General features: G+C 61.2%; 12 protein-coding genes and 2 tRNA genes. 2 read left to right on the forward strand and 12 right to left on the reverse strand.

The window, feature by feature from the left end:
* Positions 1-186: 186 nt before the first annotated feature.
* A complete protein-coding gene (locus tag RX395_RS05480; protein WP_316366079.1) occupies positions 187-1,668 on the reverse strand; it encodes a glutamate synthase subunit beta in 1,482 nt (493 codons plus the stop codon).
* A 5-nt stretch (positions 1,669-1,673) separates the two neighbouring features.
* A complete protein-coding gene (gene gltB / locus RX395_RS05485) occupies positions 1,674-6,371 on the reverse strand; it encodes a glutamate synthase large subunit (protein ID WP_316366081.1) in 4,698 nt (1,565 codons plus the stop codon).
* Between the two features lie 473 nt (positions 6,372-6,844).
* Between gltB and RX395_RS05490 the strand changes: the two genes are divergently transcribed.
* Positions 6,845-8,101, forward strand: coding sequence for an Nramp family divalent metal transporter (locus tag RX395_RS05490; protein ID WP_316366083.1), 1,257 nt, complete (start codon positions 6,845-6,847; stop codon positions 8,099-8,101).
* A gap of 151 nt (positions 8,102-8,252) precedes the next feature.
* Here RX395_RS05490 and RX395_RS05495 read toward each other — a convergent pair whose 3' ends face one another.
* From RX395_RS05495 to RX395_RS05520, 6 genes are all read right to left on the reverse strand, one after another.
* Positions 8,253-8,396, reverse strand: a complete 144-nt coding sequence (locus RX395_RS05495; protein WP_035137395.1) for a rubredoxin-like domain-containing protein — start codon at positions 8,394-8,396, stop codon at positions 8,253-8,255.
* An 88-nt stretch (positions 8,397-8,484) separates the two neighbouring features.
* Positions 8,485-8,988: a flavin reductase family protein gene (locus RX395_RS05500; protein ID WP_117746556.1), complete on the reverse strand. Its 504-nt coding sequence runs from the start codon at positions 8,986-8,988 to the stop codon at positions 8,485-8,487.
* A 206-nt stretch (positions 8,989-9,194) separates the two neighbouring features.
* A complete protein-coding gene (smpB, locus tag RX395_RS05505) occupies positions 9,195-9,665 on the reverse strand; it encodes an SsrA-binding protein SmpB (RefSeq protein ID WP_006235325.1) in 471 nt (156 codons plus the stop codon).
* A complete protein-coding gene (locus tag RX395_RS05510; RefSeq protein WP_316366087.1) occupies positions 9,655-10,572 on the reverse strand; it encodes a tetratricopeptide repeat protein in 918 nt (305 codons plus the stop codon). The genes smpB and RX395_RS05510 overlap by 11 nt, the downstream gene beginning before the upstream one ends.
* 94 nt (positions 10,573-10,666) lie before the next feature.
* Positions 10,667-10,743, reverse strand: a tRNA-Glu gene (locus tag RX395_RS05515).
* 17 nt (positions 10,744-10,760) lie between these two features.
* Positions 10,761-10,834: transfer RNA gene (locus tag RX395_RS05520), tRNA-Gln, on the reverse strand.
* Positions 10,835-11,110: 276 nt separating this feature from the next.
* On the opposite strand from RX395_RS05520, the gene RX395_RS05525 reads away from it, so the two are divergent.
* Complete coding sequence (locus tag RX395_RS05525; RefSeq protein WP_006235322.1) at positions 11,111-11,521, forward strand: hypothetical protein; 411 nt, start codon at positions 11,111-11,113, stop codon at positions 11,519-11,521.
* Between the two features lie 196 nt (positions 11,522-11,717).
* Here RX395_RS05525 and RX395_RS05530 read toward each other — a convergent pair whose 3' ends face one another.
* The 4 genes from RX395_RS05530 to murQ all read right to left on the reverse strand — a co-directional run bounded on the left by RX395_RS05530 (position 11,718) and on the right by murQ (position 15,751).
* The gene (locus tag RX395_RS05530) at positions 11,718-12,077 is read right to left on the reverse strand and encodes an arsenate reductase family protein (RefSeq protein WP_118066575.1); all 360 of its coding nucleotides are present in this window, start codon (positions 12,075-12,077) and stop codon (positions 11,718-11,720) included.
* Positions 12,078-12,169: 92 nt separating this feature from the next.
* A complete protein-coding gene (locus tag RX395_RS05535) occupies positions 12,170-13,222 on the reverse strand; it encodes a MupG family TIM beta-alpha barrel fold protein (RefSeq protein ID WP_316366091.1) in 1,053 nt (350 codons plus the stop codon).
* A gap of 117 nt (positions 13,223-13,339) precedes the next feature.
* Entirely contained in the window at positions 13,340-14,770 is a 1,431-nt protein-coding gene (locus RX395_RS05540; RefSeq protein ID WP_035137407.1) for a PTS transporter subunit EIIC, read from the reverse strand.
* Between the two features lie 57 nt (positions 14,771-14,827).
* Complete coding sequence (murQ, locus tag RX395_RS05545; protein WP_316366094.1) at positions 14,828-15,751, reverse strand: N-acetylmuramic acid 6-phosphate etherase; 924 nt, start codon at positions 15,749-15,751, stop codon at positions 14,828-14,830.

The following is a 15,751-nucleotide window of genomic DNA, read 5'->3' on the forward strand; positions in this document are numbered from 1 at the left end:
AGACGGCCAACCCGTCCTTTTGAGCCAGATACCCACAGCCACCACAGAAACAACAGGTGACCACAGCCCAAGAAGTCGACAAATGAACACCCGTACGTCGACAAACGAACAAATCGGTCGCAAAGAGTGTCCCCAACGACTAGACAAAAAATGACTAGTCATTGGGGACGTTCTTAAATGACTACTTTACAGCTCCAGCGCGTCGGCGACTTCGGCAGCGCAGGCCAGGGCGTCGGCCATGGCGTTCACCACGAGCGAGCTGCCGTTGCGAGCGTCACCGGCAACATACACCGGCGCGGCATCCGCGGCGACGCCGTCGACACGCGCCGCAAGGTGCGAGCCCTCGGCAGCCATCACCGGCAGCGGACGACCAGCGGTGGCAACAGGCACGCCAACGGCGTCGAACACGCCATGCTCGGGACCCGTAAAGCCGCAGGCGATGAGCACCAGCTGGGCCGGCACCTCGTGCTCGGAGCCCGCGATGCGCTCGGGCTTGCCAGCCGACCAATCCAGATCGACCACGCGCAGGCCCGCGGCCGCGCCCTTCTTGTCCAGCAGCACCTCGAGCGTATCCACGCCCCAAGCGCGCATCTCGCCGCCCATGGCAGCGATGGCCTCCTGCTGGCCGTAATCGGTCTTCTTCACGTTGGGCCACTGCGGCCAGGGGTTGCTCGCCGCGCGCGCATCAGGCGCCGCCGGCAAAAACTCAAACTGGCGCACGCTGCGCGCACCCTGACGTACCGCGGTGCCCACGCAGTCGTTACCGGTATCGCCGCCGCCAATGACCACGACGTCCAGGCCGTGTGCATCGACGACAGGCTCGCCGCCATCGAGCACCGAGATGGTCGAAGCCGTCAGGTAGTCCACGGCATACACCACGCCGGGCGCATCGATGTTCGCAGCAGAAAGCCCACGCGGGGCGCGGGCGCCGGCAGCCACCACGACGGCGTCAAAGCCATCGAGCTTGGCCGCCACCGCAGGGTTCGTAACGTCAGCGCCCAGCTCAAACACAATGCCCAGCTCGCGCATAAGTGCCACGCGACGCTCGACCACGGACTTCTCGAGCTTCATGTTGGGAATGCCGTACATGAGCAGGCCGCCCGGGCGGTCGTCACGCTCAAACACCGTCACGCGGGCACCGCGACGCGCAAGCTCCCATGCTGCCACCAGGCCAGCCGGGCCGGAACCCACCACGGCAACCGTGGGCGCGCCCTCCCCTGCCGGCTCAAAGCGGCGCGGACCGCCATTTGCCCACTCATGGTCGCTGATCGCGCGCTCGTTGTCGTGAATCGTCGTGGGCTGGCCGTCGACCGAGCCCAGGTTACACGCGGCCTCGCACAGCGCCGGGCACACGCGGCTCGTGAACTCGGGCATAGGCGAGGTGAGTGACAGACGCTCGGCAGCCTCGTCCCAGCGGCCGCGATACACTAGCTCGTTCCACTCGGGAATCAGATTGTGCAGCGGGCAGCCACTCGGACGCGCCTTGCCAAAGCTCGCGCCCATCTGGCAAAACGCCACACCGCACATCATGCAGCGGCTCGCCTGGGCACGGCGCGCATCGTCGTCGAGCTCCACGTACAGCGGATCGAAATCGCGGCTGCGCTCCTCCACGGGGCGCAGCTCGTGGGTCACGCGATCGATATCAAGAAAAGCACCGGGCTTACCCATGGCACTTACGCCTCCTTCTTGGTCGAAGCAACAGAGCTGGCGGTGGTGGACGCAGCGCCCGCAGCACCGCCCGCGACATCAAAGCGAGCGACATCCGCGGCACTCGCGCGCCCGGTCACAATGTCAAACGCCAGCTCCTCGGCTTGCGCATGCGTCTTGCCCACAGCCTCGGCCGCAGCGACAATCGCCAGCACGCGCTCGTACTCGGTCGGAATGACCTTCACAAAGTGCTTGCTCATCGAGTCGAAGCTGTAGAGCAGCTTAATGCCGCGCGGGCTCTGCGTCGCGTCCACGTGCTCCTGGATGAGCTCGCGAATCTGCGCCAGCTCGCCGGCCGTCGGGGCCTTGAGCTCCACGCTCTCGTGGTTCACACGGGCATCGAGCGTGCCGTACTGGTCAAAGACGTAAGCAACGCCGCCCGTCATGCCGGCGGCGAAGTTCCGCCCGACCTCGCCCAGGATGAGCGCCAGACCGCCCGTCATGTACTCGCAGCCATGGTTGCCGCAGCCCTCGACCACCACGGTGGCACCGGAGTTGCGTACGCCAAAGCGCTGGCCGGCCAAGCCGTTAATGAAACCGCGACCGCTCGTGGCGCCAAAGAACGCAACATTGCCCACGATGATGTTCTCGTCGAACTTGTAGGTCGCATGCGGGTTGGGGCGCACCGACACCTCGCCGCCCGAAAGGCCCTTGCCAAAGTAGTCGTTGGCGTCGCCGCACACGTTGAGCGTAATGCCGCGCGGCAGGAAGGCGCCAAAGCTCTGACCAGCCGAACCATCGCAATCGATGGTGATGGAGCCGGCGGGCAGGCCCTCGGGATGCGCCTTGGTCACCGCGTTACCCAAGATGGTGCCCACGCAGCGGTTGACGTTGGCGATATCGGCGCGGAAGCGAATCGGACGCAGGTGCGCACGGGCATCGGCCGTATAGGGCACAAACAACGTGGAGTCGAGCGTCTTGTCGAGCTCGCTGTCGGCAGCCATCTGCGGCAGGAAGTGACGGCCGTCGGCACCCGGGATATGGGCACCGAACTCGCAGGTCGCGCTCGCCAGCACGGGCGACAGATCGAGCAGGTTGGCCTTGCGGTTGCCCGGGACCTCAATCTGGCGCAAGCACTCGGGATGGCCGACCATCTCGTCGACGGTGCGGAAGCCCAGGCTCGCCATGACCTCACGCAGCTGCTCGGCAACAAAGAGCATAAAGTGCTCGACGTGCTCGGGCTTGCCGCGGAAGCCGCGACGCAAGCGACAGTTTTGCGTGGCAATGCCGGCCGGGCAGGTATCCTGCTGGCAGTCGCGCTGCATGAGGCAGCCCATGGAGATGAGCGGCATGGTCGCAAAGCCAAACTCCTCGGCACCCAGCAGGCAGGCGACGGCGACATCGGTACCGTCCATGAGCTTGCCGTCGGCCTCGAGCACCACGCGAGAGCGCAGGCCGTTTTGCAGCAGCGTCTGCTGGGCCTCGGCAAGGCCAAGCTCCAGCGGCAGACCCGCGTGCCAGATAGAGTCGCGCGCAGCGGCACCCGAGCCGCCATTGTGGCCGCTGATCAAGATCTTGTCGGCAGCGCCCTTGGCCACGCCGGTGGCGATGGTGCCGACGCCGGCCTCGCTGACCAGCTTGACCGACACGCGTGCGCCGGGGTTGGCGTTCTTAAGGTCAAAGATCAGCTCTGCCAGGTCCTCGATAGAGTAAATATCGTGGTGCGGCGGAGGCGAGATCAGGCCGATGCCGGGCGTGGACTGACGGACCTCGGCAATCCAGGGGTAGACCTTCTTGCCGGGCAGGTGGCCGCCCTCGCCGGGCTTGGCGCCCTGGGCCATCTTGATCTGAATCTCGAAGGCGCTGCACAGGTAGCGGCTCGTCACGCCAAAGCGCGCGCTTGCCACCTGCTTGATGGCGGAATTCTTGGAGTCACCGTTAGCCAGCGGGGTCTCGCGACGCGGGTCCTCGCCGCCCTCGCCCGAGTTGGAACGGCCGTGCAGGCGGTTCATGGCGATGGCCATGCACTCGTGTGCTTCCTTGCTGATGGAGCCGTACGACATGGCGCCGGTGTTAAAGCGGCGGACGATGTTGAGCGCGGGCTCCACCTCGTCGAGCGAAACCGGCGTGCGACCGTTGGCATTAAAGTCCAGCAGGTCACGCAGGCGCACGGCACGGCCGGTGCGGTGCAGGCGGGCGCTGTACTCCTTAAAGGTGTCGTAGCTGTCCTCGCGGCAGGCGGTCTGCAGCAGGTAGACGGTCTGCGGGTCGATAAGGTGATCCTCGCCGCCGAGCGGGCGCCACTTGGTCAGACCCAGCGTGGGCAGTTGATCGGGAGCCGGGCTCTTAAGGATAGCGAGCGCGGCGTCGTAGCGCTCGTTTTGCTCGCGCTCAACGTCCTCGACACCCATACCGCCCACACGGCTCACCGTGCCGGCGAAGTACGCGTTGACAAACTCCGGCGTAAAGCCCACGGCCTCGAAGATCTGCGCCGAATGGTAGCTCTGCACCGTGGAGATGCCCATCTTGGACATGATGGAAACGATGCCGGCAGCCGCAGCCTTGTTGTAGTTGGCGATGCCTTGCTCGGCTGTCACGTCCAGATCGCCGTGCGCCGCCAAGTCGCGAATGCACGAATGCGCGTTGTACGGATAGATGCCGCTCGCGGAGTAGCCCACCAGTGCCGCAAAGTCGTGCGGAGACACGGCGTCGCCACACTCCACCACGATGTCGGCAAAGGTACGCACGCCGGCGCGGATCAGGTGGTTGTGCACGCAGCCCACGGCGAGCAGCGACGGTACGGGCACCTCGCCCGCAGCGGCACGGTCGCTCAACACCACGATGTTCACGCCGTCACGGACCGCGGCCTCAACGTCCTCTGCAAGCTGCTTGAGCGCAGCCTGCAGCGCACCCTCGCCGGCATCGCGGCGGTAGACGGCACGGAAACGGCGGGTCTTAAAGCCCACGCGGTCGATGGCGCAGATACGCTCGAACTCCTCCTCGCTCAGCAGCGGACGCTCCAGGCGCACCAGCTGACAGGCCGTACGGGAGTCCTCGAGCAGGTTGCCGTGGTTGCCCAGGTAGAGCGTGGTCGAGGTGACCATATGCTCGCGAAGAGCGTCGATGGGCGGATTCGTGACCTGAGCGAACAGCTGATAGAAGTAGTCGAAGAACGAGCGCGTCTTCTTGGACAGGCAGGCCAGCGGCGCATCGATACCCATCGAGGCGAGCGGCGCCTTGCCCTGCTGGGCCATGGGACGCACGACTTCGTCAACATCATCCCAGTGATACCCGAGCTTGGCCATGCGCACGGCGGCGGGCACCTCGGTATCCTCGGCGGGCGTGGGCGCGACGGGCTTGTCGAGCGCGTCGACGGTCAGCGTCTCCTCGGCGATCCAGTCGCGATAGGGCTTTTCCTTGGCGTAACGGGCACGCAGCTCATCGTTGTAGATGACGCGACCGCGGGCAAAGTCGACCTCGAGCATCTGGCCCGGTCCCAGGCAGCCGCTCGTCAGGATGTTCTCGGGGCTCACCTCGATGGTGCCCACCTCGCTTGCCAGCATAAAGCGACCGTCGCGCGTCACATAGTAGCGGGCGGGACGCAGGCCGTTACGGTCGAGGGCGGCACCCAGCGTGCGACCGTCGGTAAAGGCGATGGCCGCCGGGCCATCCCACGGCTCCATGAGCATGGACTGGTAAGCGTCGTAGGCGCGGCGCTCCTCACTCAGGCTGTCGTTGTGGTCCCACGGCTCAGGCAGCAACATGGACGCGGCACGCGTAAGCGGGCGACCGTTCATGACCAAAAACTCAAGCACATTGTCCAGAATCGCGGAATCGGAGCCCTCGCGGTTGATGATGGGCATCACACGCTCAAGATCGTGCTGCAGCACGGGGCTGTACAGGTTGGGTTCGCGGGCGCGAATCCAGTTGACGTTGCCCTTGAGGGTGTTGATCTCGCCGTTATGGATGATAAAACGGTTGGGGTGCGCGCGCTCCCAGCTGGGTGTAGTGTTGGTGGAGTAGCGCGAGTGGACGAGCGCCACGGCCGTTTTGACGGCGGCGTCGTTGAGATCGGTGAAGAAGCGGCGCATCTGCGTGGCGACCAGCATGCCCTTGTACACGATGGTGCGAGAGCTCATGGAACACACGTAGAAGATCTTGTCGCGCAGGGCGAACTCGGCGTCGGCCTTTTTCTCGATGGTGCGGCGGCACACGTACAGGCGGCGCTCGAAGGCGTCGCCGGCGGGCGTGTCGTCCGGACGGCCCAGGAAAGCCTGCAAGATGGTGGGCATGCAGGCGCGGGCTGTCTCGCCCAGGTCGTGCGGGTCGACCGGCACCTCGCGCCAAAAGAGCAGCGGCACGCCGGCCTCGGCGCAGCCCTCCTCAAACACGCGACGGGCATCCTCTACGCCCTTGTCGTCCTGCGGGAAGAACAGCATGGCCACGCCATAGTCGCCCTCTGCCGGCAGAATCTGGCCGCACTTTTGAGCCTCTTTGCGGAAAAAGTGATGCGGAACCTGAAACAGGATGCCGGTGCCGTCGCCGGTGTTCTTCTCGAGTCCCGTGCCGCCGCGGTGCTCCAAGTTGACCAGAATGGACAGTGCATCGTCCAGAATCTGGTGATGGCGCTCGCCGTTGATATCGGCAAGCGCGCCGATGCCACACGCATCGTGATCGAATTCGGGGCGATAAAGGCCCTGCTGCTGAGCGGAATCTGCCTGCATCGCGATCCTCCCCTAGATATTAGACAGTCAGTTGAATAGGCATACTAGGAGCATCGCCGGCCCGTTGTGTTTCCCGCCCGTTTCGAAACAATCGCGTAACGCACGCCCTACGAGTGAGTGCCGCAGGTGGAGCACGCGCCCGAGGTGTCGATTGAGCCCATCGACAACGCCACGCTCCGCGTGCCGGGCGGTCTGTAAGCTCACTGCATCTAACATCTCAATCTGTAACAGGAGGAGCCGATTTTGGCGCCTAGATGTTACAGATCGAGATTTTCCATAGGACCATTTCTTCCTGTCTTGATCTGTAACACCTAGACCCAATTTCCATCCCTAGTCGTTACAGATCAAGACATTTCGGCAACTCCCTTTCACCATCCTATTCAAATACAACAATTTTGTTAGTCTTGGTTAACTTTTTAGCATAAAACGGGTATCCTTTGCGGCGTCAAACAAACGGCACGCAGGAGCGCACCATGCTCAACCATCTCAAACAACACTTTGGCTCCCGGCGTACCGGTGGTCACGGAGGCCTAGACATTGCGCGGCATGTCGGCCCCGGGCTGCTCGTGACCGTCGGCTTTATCGACCCGGGCAACTGGGCCTCCAATATGGCCGCGGGCTCGCAGTTTGGCTACGCGCTGCTGTGGATCGTCACGCTGTCCACAATTATGCTCATTGTGCTGCAGCACAACGCGGCACACCTGGGTATCGCCACGGGCGCCTGTCTTGCCGAGGCCACGACACGTTACCTTCCCCGCTTCGTTGGGCGCACGGTGCTTGCCAGCGCCTATCTCGCGACCATCGCCACCGCCATGGCCGAAGTCCTGGGCGGTGCGATCGCGCTCCAGATGCTCTTTGGGCTGCCCGTGCGCGCGGGCTGCGTCATCGTGGCGGCAGTATCGATGGCGATGCTCATGACGAGCTCCTACAAGCGCGCCGAGCGATGGATCATCGCCTTCGTAGGCGTGGTAGGACTCTCGTTTTTGGATGAGCTTACGCTGGTCAAGGTCGACTGGCCGCAGGCCGCCGCAAGCTGGATCACACCCAGTATGCCCACCGCCTCGGCCGCGATTATCGTTAGTGTCCTGGGTGCGGTCGTTATGCCCCACAACCTCTTTCTACACTCCGAGGTCATCCAATCCATGCACTTCGAAGGCCAAGGCGAGCAGGTTATCGAGGAACGTCTGCGCTACGAGCTCTTCGACACGCTCTTTTCGATGGGCGTGGGCTGGGCGATCAACTCGGCCATGGTCATCCTGGCCGCAACGACCTTCTTTGCGCACGGCATTCTCGTAGACGACCTCGCCGTCGCAGCGGACACGCTCTCCCCCATTCTGGGCCCGGCAAGCTCGACCATCTTTGCGGTGGCGCTGCTGTTTGCGGGCATATCGAGTAGTGTGACGGCGGGCATGGCGGCGGGCACCATCACCGCGGGCATGTTCGACGAGGAATACGACATCCACGACCGGCACTCATCGATTGGAGTGGCGGTCTGTTTCGTCGGCGCAGTGGCGGCGTGCCTGATCGTCCCGAATCCTTTTGAGGGTCTCATCTGGAGTCAGGCGCTGCTGTCGCTTCAGTTGCCGATTACGGTCTTTGTGCTCATACGACTCACCAGTTCGCCCCGCGTTATGGGCAAATACGTCAACTCGCGCCCGCTCAACGCGCTGCTCGTAGGGATCGGTGCCATCGTGACGATTCTCGACATCGTGCTGCTAACGGGGATGTAATTGGGATGGCGTGGCTGTCCAGATATAACGTCTTAATCTGTAACACGTGAGACCGTTTTAAACCGTCAGATAAATCAAAAGGGTCCCGACCGAGAATTCAACCGGGACCCTTGGACAGAGCTATGTTCGGCTTTCGCCGTGTGCCTGCGAGTTACTCCTCGACGAGCTCAAACTGATCGGGACCGACGCCGCACACCGGGCACACGTAATCCTCGGGCAGCTCGGGCGTGTCGACCTCAACCTCGTAACCGCAAACGGTGCACACAAACTTATACGTCTTCTTTTCCTCAGCCATGATGTTCTCCTCTCGAACGTGACTGCTGGTGTACTTACTTATTAGTATATATTCTCAATAGTATAATGCAAGTATTTTTAGAACATTTCTAGCCTTGATACGACGAGGCTTTGGGCGGCGTCTTGCCCTTTAGCACCTTGTGATAGTAGTCGTACGTCAGCGGCGTCTCGTCGCTCAGGCGCTCGGCATCCTCGACCTCGCCAATAAACAGCAGATGCGTGCCCACATCCACAGTGTCGATCAAACGGCAGCTAAACAGGGCCGCCGCGTGCTCGGGCACATAGGGCATGCCCAGAGCCGTCTCGCGGGTCTCGTATTTGGCAAACTTGTCATAATCGCTGCTGGTGCGGAACCCAAAGTTACCGATGTAGAGCATGTCGGCCGTCTGATCGATCACGGTCAGCGCGAACGCTTTGGCCGATGCGATGACGCCCGAGGTGACATTGTCCTTGTTCACGGCAACCGAAATACGCGGCGGCATGGACGTCACCTGCACCGCAGTGTTGATGACGCAGCCGGCACGCAGCCCGTCTGCCGCAGCGCTCACCACGTACAGACCGCTCGGCATGGTAAAGAACGCAGTTTTGTCCATAACGATCACTCCCCTAGCTCGGGTTGGAACCTCATGAATGTATGTACCCACAAAAAAGGCGGCACCCATAACGGACGCCGCCTTTGAGACATATGTGTCAGAACAGTAAGAAAGATGAGACGCCCGCAGTTGCGGTGAAATAGGGACTGAATAGCCCCTCAAACAGGCAAAACAGTCCGTATTCCACCGCAACTTATACAGAGTGCCTAGCGGTTGCGTTCCTTAAGGGCGCGATCGATCTCGCGTTGGACATCACGCTTGGCCATGTCCTCGCGCTTGTCGTAGAGCTTCTTGCCGCGACCCAGACCCAGCAGCAGCTTTACGCGGCCGTCGGTATTAAAGTAGAGCTCCAACGGAACCAGCGCATAACCACGGTTGCGAAGTTTGCCGTCAAGAAAGTCGATCTCCTTGCGGTGCAGCAGCAGACGACGCCGACGATCGGGATCGCGATTCCACACGCCACCATGGCTATAAGGGTGGATATGCAGGCCGACGAGCCAGCACTCCCCGCCGCGGATCAGCGCGAAGGTATCGGTGATCTGGCAGGCGCGCTCGCGAATCGACTTGACCTCGGTGCCACTCAGTTCAATACCGCATTCGAACGTCTCATCGATAAAGTACTCGTGATGTGCCGAGCGATTCTTGGAAATGAGTTTGCGCTCGCGCTTACTGGGCATCGCCGGTCTCCTTGGCTCCATCGGCGTTTGAGCCCGCAGTCTCGCGCTTTGCCTTGCGCTCGGCATTGAGCTCGGCATCGCTCTCGCGCACCAGTTTGATAATCGCCGCGCAGGCCTCCTCGCCCACCAAGTCGCGAGCACGTACCGTCAGGCGCGTCGCCTCCTGCTTGTCGCCGTCGCTTGCAGCATCGGTCGCGCACATAATCAGGCAGATGGCAATCTCGGCCGAAGGCGAGGTCGGCACGCCTTGCAGGGCCAATTCACCCATCACGTGGTCGTCGCTCTCATCAGCGGCATCCGGATAGGTGGTATGGATCTTGTTGAGCAGGCGCGTCGTATGCGCATCGTTGGGCGCCAGGCGCAGCGCCAGACGCGCGCAGCCCACGGCAGCCGAAACGTTCTCGGTCTCGGGCTCCAAGAAGTACTGACCCAGATTGGCGTAAGCGCGGGCGGCGCACTTGCCATCGCTTGCACGCTCCAGCACCGAGAACGAGAGCGATGCCCATTCCTGCTTGTCCTCGAGTGCGCGGAACAGCTCGGCCAAATCCAAGCGATAGTTGCAGTTCATGGGGTCCCAACGCACAGCCTGCATCAGGGCATTACGAGCGCTCACATAATCCTGCTGGCGAATGTAGGCAAACGCCATATCAGAGTACAGGCGGTCAAACGGCACCTCGACCTGCACGAGCTCGCGCGGATCCTTCTCCACGCGGCGATAGGCCAAGCGCTCAAACTTGCTATCGAAGCTAAAGTATTGGCGCTTCTCCTCCGTCTTGCACTCAGCATCAATATACTCCTCGGCGAGCTCCACCAGACGCTCCAGCAGCGGCGTCGCCGTAGCCAAGTCGCCCTGCGCCAGATAGTTCTCGGCATACGTGATGTCTTGCAAGCTGATGGGCAGATCCATGGCTACTCCTCGATCTGAGCGAAACACGGCAGGCGCCGTATATACGGTCAATACACAAAACCCGGGTCTCTTACGAGGCCCGGGCGTTCAATTTTGGTAGCCCGTACCAGATTCGAACTGGTGATCTCCGCCTTGAGAGGGCGGCGTCCTAAACCGCTAGACGAACGGGCCATATGTAGCAAATGCAATGGCTGGGATGGAGGGAGTCGAACCCCCATTGACGGAACCAGAATCCGCTGTCCTGCCATTAGACGACATCCCAATGACTGCATCGCTGCGCTCGGCTGTGCCTTTGCGCAAGAAAGAAATATACGGGAAGTCTCGCCGTGACGCAAGCCCCAATTTTGACTTTTTTGAAATTCAGTCAAATTGGCCTTATTTAGTCCAACCCGTGAAGGACCTGTGAAGCCGACCGCTGTACACGAGGGGCAAAACGCCGCGAGCGGTAGCCGTCAACCGTTGGCAGATTCTACCGCGAAAACGATAGCACCAGGCAACACAATCGAAGTATCAATGATCGCGTAGATATCGAGGCGCCATGGACGAAGAGCTTGATTACCTATGGGAGACCCTGGGCCTCGAGATCACTGCCGACCTTTGGCCCGAACGGGACAAAATCCATCCCACACTGCGCCCCGCCATTACTGTGGTGCAGGCAAAATACCGCCGTGCATCCTTTTTGATCATGCGGATGTCATGGCACGCGGGACTACCCGACCTTAAGCGAATCCAGGCAAGTCTCGTCGAGCTGTCCGGCATGCCGACCGTCATATCCGAGGCGCACCTGGAACAGCGTCAGCGCGAGCGACTGCAACAGCAGCGGATTCCCTTTATCTGCCCTGGCGTTCAGGCATATCTGCCCTTTATGGACGAGGAGTACTGGAGTGGCAAGCCCAACAAGCACGTAAAAGTCTACGATCCGCACGAATGGGCACAGCTGGCGGACTGACTGAGGCAGGCCCGCCGGCGGAAAGTGCGTCCCAGATTTCAAGCTCAAACTGGTCCCTACTTTCCCGTCGAGCCCTCAACCGGAAACCGTGTCCCGCAATCGAAGCTCAGAATGGGACGTGCTTTCCGCAACCGGCCACTTTGGGAAAGTGCATCCCATTCTGGAAGCGAATTCCGGGTCGCACTTTCCGCAGCCGCTACAGCAACGCCTCGGCCCAAGCCGATTCCCTAAAGCCGGGAATCACAAAGTCGTCGCCCACCAGCAGCGGACGCTTGACCAGCATGCCGTCGGTCGCCAGCAGCTCGTAGCACTCCCGATCCGTCATGCCCGCATCCAGACGCGCCTTCAGGCCCAGCTCTCGATATTTCATGCCCGACGAATTAAAGAAACGCCGCACCGGCAGCCCCGAACGAGCAATCCAGGTCGCAAGCTCATCAGCCGTGGGATTGTCCAAAACGATATCGCGGTCGATATACTCAACCCCATGTTCGTCCAGCCATGCCTTGGCCTTCTTACAGGTCGAGCACTTGGGATATTCAACAAACAGTACGGTCATGGGAATCCTCCGAATATAGATCGGCCAACGCAGGCACACGCCACACGAGGCGCCTTCGTATGATGGGCCAATTGTAGCCCACGGGTCACACGCTAAACGAACCGTACCCCGAATCCGCGTTTGATGAACGGCAGCAGCTCCATTGCCTCGGGCGTGATATGGCCCGCAACGTTCATGCGCTCGTCACCGGGAAGATCAACCCGCGCAATCTCAAGCTCGCCTTCGTAGCGCCCATATCCGCTATTGCTCACAGCGATCGACCCCGCCTTTCGCGGCAGGCCGGCTCCGGCATCCGTCGGCACGGAATCCGGCTTAAGCGTTGTACGTGACTCCTGAGACCTAAAGATGAAGACGCTCGAGTCGGGCCGGTCGTGATGAATCTGCCCGCGCGCATAGGCATAACCGGGCTCAAGCTCGCATTGCAGGTCCACGTATCCGGCGGAAACTTGAGCAAACTGTGCCCAGCCCGCATCGGAAAGATCGGGGTCGCCGACCAACACAATGTCGCAATCGGCGCCATGTGCAAGCTCAAGCATATTGAGAGCAACCTTTGACGCGCGACCGCGCTGCGCCTCGACCGTCGGCAGTCCCTCGAATACCGGCCCGCGAACGTTAGCATCACCCGGCACAAAAGCCATGATTTCGAATCCAAGCGCCGCAAGACGAAGATTCACCCGAGCAATGTCCTCCAGAGCTAAACCGGTATAAGGCTTGGGGTAAAAATTGTGGCAGGCGGCAAAACGAGTCACATCGGCACCGGCCTCACGCCACGATGCGATTTCATCAGAACTCACTGTCGATGCATTGACCACAATGCGAAATACACCGGACAGCTCCGCGACCCGTTGGGCGCTAAAGCCATAGTCCAAACGAAGGTATTCCAACCCCAGATCGCGCAGGTCCTCGATGCGCTCAAGCCCGAGCAAATCGCACGTGCGAGGCCCCACATCGGCAATGAGCGCAATGCCGCGGGCGGAAAGCAGCGACAGCACATGACGGACCTTATCGGCATACGCCGCTCCCCCATCCTCGGGAATATGCAGCGAGGTGAACGCGTAGCGCGCACCCGCCGCGGCGCCACGCTCAATCGTCCGCTCAATATCCTGCAAAGGGCTGGAAAGATAAATCGAAATACCCGTTTTCACGCTTCAACGCTCCTTTAAAAAAGGCCGGCGGAGCAGTTAGCCCCGCCGGCACAACCATAGCATCAAGAAATCTGCCGCGCGCCGCGAGCCCCGAGCAACACGGCTCGCGATATCAAACTACTCGCCAAAGAACTCGTTGATCTTCTGCTCGTCGACGCCAAAGAACCACGTCAGGACAAAGCCGGCGGCATAGGCAAGCAGCATAGCGGCAACGTAGCCGAGCTGCTGGCCAGGAACGACGATCAGCAGGCCAAACAGACCGGAAACGCCCTGAGAAACCGTGCCGATGTGAAGCAGCGCCGCGAGCGCGCCGCCAAATCCGGCACCCAGGCAGGCCGTCACAAACGGACGAACGAGCGGCAGCGTAACAGCATACATCAGAGGCTCGCCCACACCCAGGATTCCAACGGGAATGGACTCTGCGACGTACTTCTTGAGCTTGGCGTTCTTGGTCTTAAAGTACAGCGCCAAACCGGCACCGACCTGGCCGCCGCCAGCCATCATAAGGATGGGAAGCAGGTAATTGATGCCCTTGGTAGCACCGTCGGGATCGTTGAGCATAGCGTGGATCGGCGTGAGCGCCTGATGCAGGCCGACGGAAACCAGCGGCAAGAAGCCTGCCGACAGGATATAGCCGCCCAGGACGCCCAGCTTCTCGAAGATAAAGGTCAAAACGCTAAAGATGGCAGTCGTCAGCCATGCGCCAACCGGCTGGATGACGAGCATCAGAGCAAAGGCGCCGATGATGAGCACCAGCAGCGGGGACAAGAACGTGTCGAGTGCGTTGGGCATAACCTTGCGAATCTGACGCTCCATCCAGGCAAAAAATGCGCCAGCGATGAGAGCCGCGATCATGCCGCCCGCTGCGGGGTTGTACTGCGCATTGGTGAGCGGCAGCAGAATGGCAGTGGCAGGATCAGCCGCGCCAGGCGCAAGCAGGGGCATGGCGCTGTTGGCGATACACATCATGCCGGCGATGCCGCCCAGCGCAGCAGAGCCACCAAACTCACGCGCCGCGTTATAGCCCACCAAGATGGGCAGATAGGCAAACAGGGCCCAGCCCATGGAACGAATGCCCTGGTACCACCACTCGCCTGCAAGCGCGCCTGCCGTCGAAACGTTAATGACGTTGCAGATACCGTTGATGAGGCCAGCCGCAATGATGCCGGGAAGCAGGGCGACGAAGACATTGGAAATCTTCTTGAGGAAGGCCTGAACCGGCTTAGACTCGTACTTGGCCTTCTGCGCGGCCTTGTTTGTGGCCGCAGCATCAACCACGCTCTCGTCAGCAACGCCTTTCGCAAGGCCGGTGAGCTTGGAGAACTCCTCGAGCACCTTATTCACCTTGCCCGGACCCAGCACGATCTGCATCGTGTCATCCTCGACCAGGCCCATCACGCCGTCGAGCGCCTTAATACCCTCCGTGTCGACGTTGCCCGTGTCTTTGACGGTCACGCGCAGGCGCGTCATGCACGCCGCGTTTGCGAGCACGTTGTCTTTACCGCCCAAAAGGTCCAGCAGCTTTTGAGCCAGCTCTTTGTTCGTCATAACTCCTCCTTGTATTGGGTATCTCGTCTGGATGTCATATCAGCTCGCGCCGCGCACCTATTGGGCATCGGCATTGCTCTTCTCATGGCCACTCACCGCAGCACGGACATGGCCACGCGCCCGCTCAAGAGCTACCGCAGCCTGCTCGGCATCGCAGTCCAGCAGTACCGAGACAATAGCGGTTTTTACGTGGCCGCCGGCATCTGCAAGCGCCTGAACGGCGCGCTCGCGCGTGCAGCCGGTCGCCTCCATCACGATGTTCTGGCCGCGCACCACCAACTTCTCGTTCGTCTGCTGCACATCGACCATCAGGTTTTGGTATACCTTGCCAATCTTGGCCATGGCACCGGTCGAAATCATGTTGAGAATGAGCTTTTGAACCGTTCCCGCCTTGAGCCTCGTTGAGCCGGTCAGTACCTCGGGACCGGGCACGGGCTCAATGGCAAGATCTGCGCTCTCCCCGATCTTCGACCCTTGGTTGCAGGCAATTGCAATGGTCTTGCACCCAGTTGCCTTGGCGTACACAAGGCCGCCCACCACATAGGGAGTACGACCGCTTGCCGCCAGGCCAACGACAAGATCCTTGTCCGAGAGTCCACGCTCCCGCAGGTCGCTCGCGCCAAGCTCCTCGCTGTCTTCGGCACCTTCGACAGCCTTGATAAACGCCGTCTCGCCCCCGGCAATGAGCCCGACAATCAGATCGGGCGATACGCCAAACGTGGGCGGACACTCCGAAGCGTCGAGTACGCCCAGACGACCGCTGGTGCCTGCGCCCATGTAAAAGACGCGCCCGCCGCGCTCGAGTGCCTCAGCAGCCCAGTCGATTGCTGTGGCAACCTGGGGCAACACTTTCGTGACCGACTGGACGGCACGAAGATCCTCATCGTTCATCGTCGTGACGATTTGCAGCGATGTCATCGTATCGAGGTCCATTGACCTTAGATTACGCTGTTCGGTCGTGAATTTTGTTAAATCGAGCAT

The organism is Collinsella aerofaciens, from assembly GCF_032584215.1.
In the GTDB taxonomy this organism is placed as follows: Bacteria; Actinomycetota; Coriobacteriia; order Coriobacteriales; family Coriobacteriaceae; genus Collinsella.

Bases quoted from the DNA above. Each gene is read 5' to 3' on its own strand.
- RX395_RS05480 (WP_316366079.1), bottom strand. From the start codon at position 1,668: ATGGGTAAGCCCGGTGCTTTTCTTGATATCGATCGCGTGACCCACGAG.
- gltB (WP_316366081.1), bottom strand. From the start codon at position 6,371: ATGCAGGCAGATTCCGCTCAGCAGCAGGGCCTTTATCGCCCCGAATTC.
- RX395_RS05490 (WP_316366083.1), top strand. From the start codon at position 6,845: ATGCTCAACCATCTCAAACAACACTTTGGCTCCCGGCGTACCGGTGGT.
- RX395_RS05495 (WP_035137395.1), bottom strand. From the start codon at position 8,396: ATGGCTGAGGAAAAGAAGACGTATAAGTTTGTGTGCACCGTTTGCGGT.
- RX395_RS05500 (WP_117746556.1), bottom strand. From the start codon at position 8,988: ATGGACAAAACTGCGTTCTTTACCATGCCGAGCGGTCTGTACGTGGTG.
- smpB (WP_006235325.1), bottom strand. From the start codon at position 9,665: ATGCCCAGTAAGCGCGAGCGCAAACTCATTTCCAAGAATCGCTCGGCA.
- RX395_RS05510 (WP_316366087.1), bottom strand. From the start codon at position 10,572: ATGGATCTGCCCATCAGCTTGCAAGACATCACGTATGCCGAGAACTAT.
- RX395_RS05525 (WP_006235322.1), top strand. From the start codon at position 11,111: ATGGACGAAGAGCTTGATTACCTATGGGAGACCCTGGGCCTCGAGATC.
- RX395_RS05530 (WP_118066575.1), bottom strand. From the start codon at position 12,077: ATGACCGTACTGTTTGTTGAATATCCCAAGTGCTCGACCTGTAAGAAG.
- RX395_RS05540 (WP_035137407.1), bottom strand. From the start codon at position 14,770: ATGACGAACAAAGAGCTGGCTCAAAAGCTGCTGGACCTTTTGGGCGGT.
- murQ (WP_316366094.1), bottom strand. From the start codon at position 15,751: ATGCTCGATTTAACAAAATTCACGACCGAACAGCGTAATCTAAGGTCA.